At 34.2% G+C, this 4,806-nt stretch carries 4 protein-coding genes; all 4 read left to right on the top strand.

Annotation, left to right across the window (positions count from 1 at the left end; genetic code table 11):
* The first annotated feature begins 153 nt into the window (after nt 1–153).
* The 4 genes from CRP01_RS41460 to CRP01_RS41445 are packed head-to-tail and all read left to right on the top strand — an operon-like array spanning nt 154 to nt 4,669.
* Nucleotides 154–942, top strand: coding sequence for a toll/interleukin-1 receptor domain-containing protein (locus tag CRP01_RS41460; protein WP_099156001.1), 789 nt, complete (start codon nt 154–156; stop codon nt 940–942).
* 26 nt (nt 943–968) lie between these two features.
* Complete coding sequence (locus CRP01_RS41455) at nt 969–3,242, top strand: TIR domain-containing protein (RefSeq protein ID WP_099156000.1); 2,274 nt, start codon at nt 969–971, stop codon at nt 3,240–3,242.
* Nucleotides 3,243–3,254: 12 nt separating this feature from the next.
* Nucleotides 3,255–4,223, top strand: a complete 969-nt coding sequence (locus tag CRP01_RS41450) for a hypothetical protein (RefSeq protein ID WP_099155999.1) — start codon at nt 3,255–3,257, stop codon at nt 4,221–4,223.
* A 17-nt stretch (nt 4,224–4,240) separates the two neighbouring features.
* Complete coding sequence (locus CRP01_RS41445; protein ID WP_099155998.1) at nt 4,241–4,669, top strand: hypothetical protein; 429 nt, start codon at nt 4,241–4,243, stop codon at nt 4,667–4,669.
* Nucleotides 4,670–4,806 lie beyond the last annotated feature (137 nt).

Here is a 4,806-nt window from a genome sequence, read left to right as displayed (position 1 = left end):
AGGGAAAGACATAACATGTAGTCGAGCGGGGCCTGGAAAATAAATATGGGACGATCGCCCAACATCCGCTAGCCGTCCAGCCTCCGCTGAAGCTTCGGCCGATCGTCTAGCGAAACGTTATGGGCAAGTTCTCGGAAACTATAAAAGAAAACAATGGATATAAAATATGATATAGCCTTATCCTTTGCTGGCGAAGACCGTCAATACGTTAGTAAAGTTGCCTTTTTACTGAAAGAACGAGGCGTTAAAGTCTTTTACGATGAATATGAAACAGACAAACTGTGGGGCGTAAATCTTTATGACCATTTAAGCGAGGTGTACTCAAAGAGAGCAAAATATGTGATAATGTTTATTTCAAAACATTATGCCCAAAAAGTATGGACAAACCACGAAAGAAAAAGTAGTCAAGCAAGAGCTTTAATTGAAAACAAAGAGTACATTTTGCCAGCAAGGTTTGATGATACAGAAATTCCAGGACTATTACACACTATTGGTTATTTGGATTTAAATATATTAGACCCAATGAATTTTGTAGATTTAGTAATAAAAAAAATAGACATAGAAATAAAAGAAGAAAAAGAAAGTATAAAATTAACATTCTTTAGAACAAAACGAGAGCTCACACTGGCTTTCCATCCATTGTTTTTTATACGGAGCAATAGAAACGACCATGCAGTTGGGATTTACATTGACGGAAATAATATTGGCGATATTTATGGAGGACAATCGAAAGATGTGTACGTGTCTCCTGGGGCTCATTATATTGAAGTTAGATATTATTACTACGTTGTGAATAGAGGGCCTGGTGGATATTTTTCGAGCCATACCGAACTATCCAATCGTATGTTAGGTAACCAGTTTAAAAAAGGCAAAACTTATTCGTATAGAATTAAAATTACCCCTGATATTTTCGCACAGCGTTGGACTGTGCATTTAGAGTAAAGTGCAATAAAATTCGAGAACAATGAATGGCCACCAATGCAGCCCAAAGCCTACACAGGGAAGCACAGCGTCCATGCTCACGGAGTAAAAAACAAAAACAGACAATGATAACAGAAACAATCATATCGTTAATTACAAGGGGGGCGGTAAGTAAAGCTATTGACGCTTTGTTAGATTACTTCGAAGAGTATAGAAGTACAAAATCTGCTAAGGAAGAGGTGATTATTCTAAAATCGAGATTGAACCAAATAGATAGGAATGAAAGACTGGGAGTAGTTGGACAAAAGGAAATTTTGATTGAAAGAAATCGAATCACAAATACTTTACTTGTGCTGTTAGACGAAATTCAAGCAACAGAAGAAAATAGTTCAGAAAGTGAAGAGGGTTTAAATGTTTTTATTTCGTATTCCCATAAAGATAAAATCTTTAGAGATGAATTAGATACTCACCTTATGCCATTGAAAAGGCAGAAAAAAATTGAGGTGTGGTATGATTCAGAAATTGTTCCTGGATTAGAATGGGAAGAGGAAATAAAAAGAAATCTTGAAAATTCGGATATCATATTACAATTAGTTAGCCCTGACTTTATAGCTTCTGAATATTGCTATTCTGATGAAATGTACGAAGCCTTAGAAAGGCACCAAAAGGGAGACTTAAGAGTGATTCCAATTTTAATTAAAGAGTGTGATTGGAGGAATACTCCTTTTGCAAACTTACAGTTCTTGCCAAAGGATACTAAGCCCATAAGTAAATTCAAAAATAAAGATGAAGCATATCTAAATGTGGTGTCACACATTAAAAGTATTGTTGAGCATAGGTTTCAGGCTTCAAAGGATACAAGAAATCAGATTAACTTTCTTGAAAAGCAATTGGAAAATGCGTCTGAAGCAACTAATGAAATTGAAATACTTGAAGCATTGGTTGATTGCTATAGCAGGATAAATAAGCAAGATAAAGTCAAAGAGTTGACTGAGAAAAGGGATAAGCTAAAATTCTACTTCAATGTCAAAAACCCAATAATCATCGATGAGTTACTCATTGAAGGCGTTTCGATATTTGATGAAATAAGGTGGGATTTACAACCAAACATTAATCTATTGCTCGGGCGAAATGGGTATGGAAAAACTCACTTATTAAGACTTATTCCCTGCTTGTTAAGAAATGAGAAAAAAATAATGGATGTAGATTACAAGCTATATAATTATTCTGTTTTAAAACTATCGGTTCATCAAAGTGAAGAAATTAAACTTACCCATTACAACGAGTGCCAATTTATTGAAACAATTGGAATAGTACCAATGCTTGCGATACCAGCCATAAGAAATATTCACCCCACAAGAGCTATTTCCCCTATTAAAGATGAATTAAGCGGAGAACTTTGTGAGATTGGTGCTTCATATTTCATTCAAGAATATCCTTTTGACAAGTTATTGCAGGATAAACTTTTTGTATTTGGAAATGATATTTTGAAATTTAGCAGGAGGAAAAAAAGTATTGAGTCTGCTATTAATGATTCGTCTCTTGTTAAGCTTATCACTGATACGATCGGAGAATTGACGAATAACACTTTTGAAATCAAAAATGTTAAAGAATATTTCGGTCAATCAACTATAGACATTGAAGTTTCTACCGAGGGTAATAATGAACCGATACTTTTACAGAAGGTATCTCAAGGAACACTGTCAGTTATTTCAATAATTATTTTGATCTATTACTACTTAAAGTCTCTTTACCCTGAGATAAAGGAAAAGAATCTTTTATCTCAAAAAGGGATCGTTCTCATTGATGAAGTGGATGCTCACTTACACCCGATATGGCAACAAAAAATCGTTGGAATTCTAAGAAATAATTTTCCAAATATTCAATTTCTGCTGACTGCACACAGTCCGTTAGTTGTATCTGGATGCCTGGAAAGAGAAGTTGCGGTTTTAAACAAGCGTAAAGGTGCACATAAATTTACACTAACCCAATTTGAGAATAATTTCATTGGGAAAGAAATTCAAGAAATCTATGACGAGGTATTTGAAATCGAAGATGTCGATAACGATGAAACATATTTATCTTACCTGACTAAATTGTCGACTAAAAAAGAAGGAAGTATTGAGAAAAGAATCAATCAGTTAGCGTCAAAGTCAGTATTAAATCCAAAGCAAAATAGTGAATTATTAGAACTGTATAGACTTATTCAAGTTAGCGAAATAAGAGAAAAAAAAGAGAATACAGAGAAAGAAGAAACTGAAAATCTTAAAGCAGAGATTAGAAGGTTGAAGAGACGATTGGATGAAAACGAGCCTAAATAATTAAACACGATCATGCAAGAGGAAATAACAAATAAATTAATTGAGATTTATGCTGCCCGTAAGTATAATGCGGTTAGCGACAGTAAAGAGCATACAAAGTTATGTGAGGAATATGGAAATAAAGGTTGGTTCAATGAACGGAGACAAATTATATCAGCAACCAAAAAGAAGATTGAGCAGTTTGAATCAGAGAAGCCAAGTGTACAAGTTAGTGAATCATTGTATCTTCTGAACAAAAGAAAAGATAATGATGAGTTAGGTTTTGATTTGGCTTACAAATTAATATATGAAACTTTAATTCCAAATTGGAATGATAGACAAATAGAATATTTTGAAGAAGTACTTACTATTCTTGACAATTGTGGTAATGATTATTTCCTATCCTTTACGAGTCGAAAAGTAAACCCCGTTGAATTAAATATAGTTCATCTGAATTATCAGCATTTCATAAAGTATGTTTTAATGCCGAGGGATTGGAAGAGAGAGTTAGCTGATGCAGAGCAAAAAAACATAAATCTATTAGCTAGGGCAATTAATAGATTATTATGTGAAAAACTTAAAGGTTTCTACTATCCATCACATGAAGGAGATAACACAATGGTAGAAAAGAAACTTGAGGAAAATTGCTGTGCTTCATTTGCCTTTATCCAATTAATACAGAACGTTATTTTTAATTCAAGGCCCGACAAGTGTAACTATTGTCATTTGGAATATAAGTATGCAATTCAAACAATTGCGCCTGAACTGCGCTTATATATCCTTGCTGAACGGTCACATGATGAACTGGTCAAAAAACAATTTGTAGAAGAAGAATATGAGGATTGGCATCAAGAGGTTTTAAAAAAAGATAAAATTCATCTTCCTTTTACGGAATCCTTTAGCATCAAACAGCTAAAAGAAATGAGGTTCCAAATTGAGGAAAATCTTTCTAACAAAATACAAGATCGTAAAGATAAGTTGTTCCAATCGGTACCAGCTTAATCCAAAATCACATTGCTATGAAACAGGAAATACTTCATAAGGAAATAGATCTAATCCAAGCGGTGATTACTCGAATGGCGAATAACTCTTTCTTATTAAAAGGGTGGCTGATTTCGTTAGTAGCCGTAATACTTGCATTATCTAAAGATACTCTATTATCGGACGACGTAACCTATTTAAGTTTTATACTATGCTTACCCGTCCTTGTATTTTGGTATTTAGATGCGTTTTTTCTGCACAAAGAAAAATGTTACAGAAAATTATATGATTGGGTAATTGAAAATAGGAAAGATTCAGATGAGTATCTTTACTCATTGAATTACACTCGATTCGAAAATGAAGTTGAAGGAATTGGAAAGGTTATGTTTTCGAGCACTCTATTACCGTTCTATGGATTTACATTTTTGGTTTTATTAGCAATAGGATTTCACAATGTTTATTTTTAATAGGGAAAACCCAGCCCATAATCGAGTAGACGGCCCCAGCCATAGTTGACTGGGGTGCGCCTCTCACACCACCGTACGTACGGATCTCGTATACGGCGGTTCACGGAACAATTCATCTTTTCTTGTTGGCCTTTTCC

This window comes from Flavilitoribacter nigricans DSM 23189 = NBRC 102662, assembly GCF_002646595.1.
GTDB classification, from domain to species: domain Bacteria; phylum Bacteroidota; class Bacteroidia; order Chitinophagales; family Saprospiraceae; genus Flavilitoribacter; species Flavilitoribacter nigricans.
The sequence above is the reverse complement of the archived record's forward strand: the minus strand, read 5'-3'. Positions and strand labels throughout refer to the sequence as shown.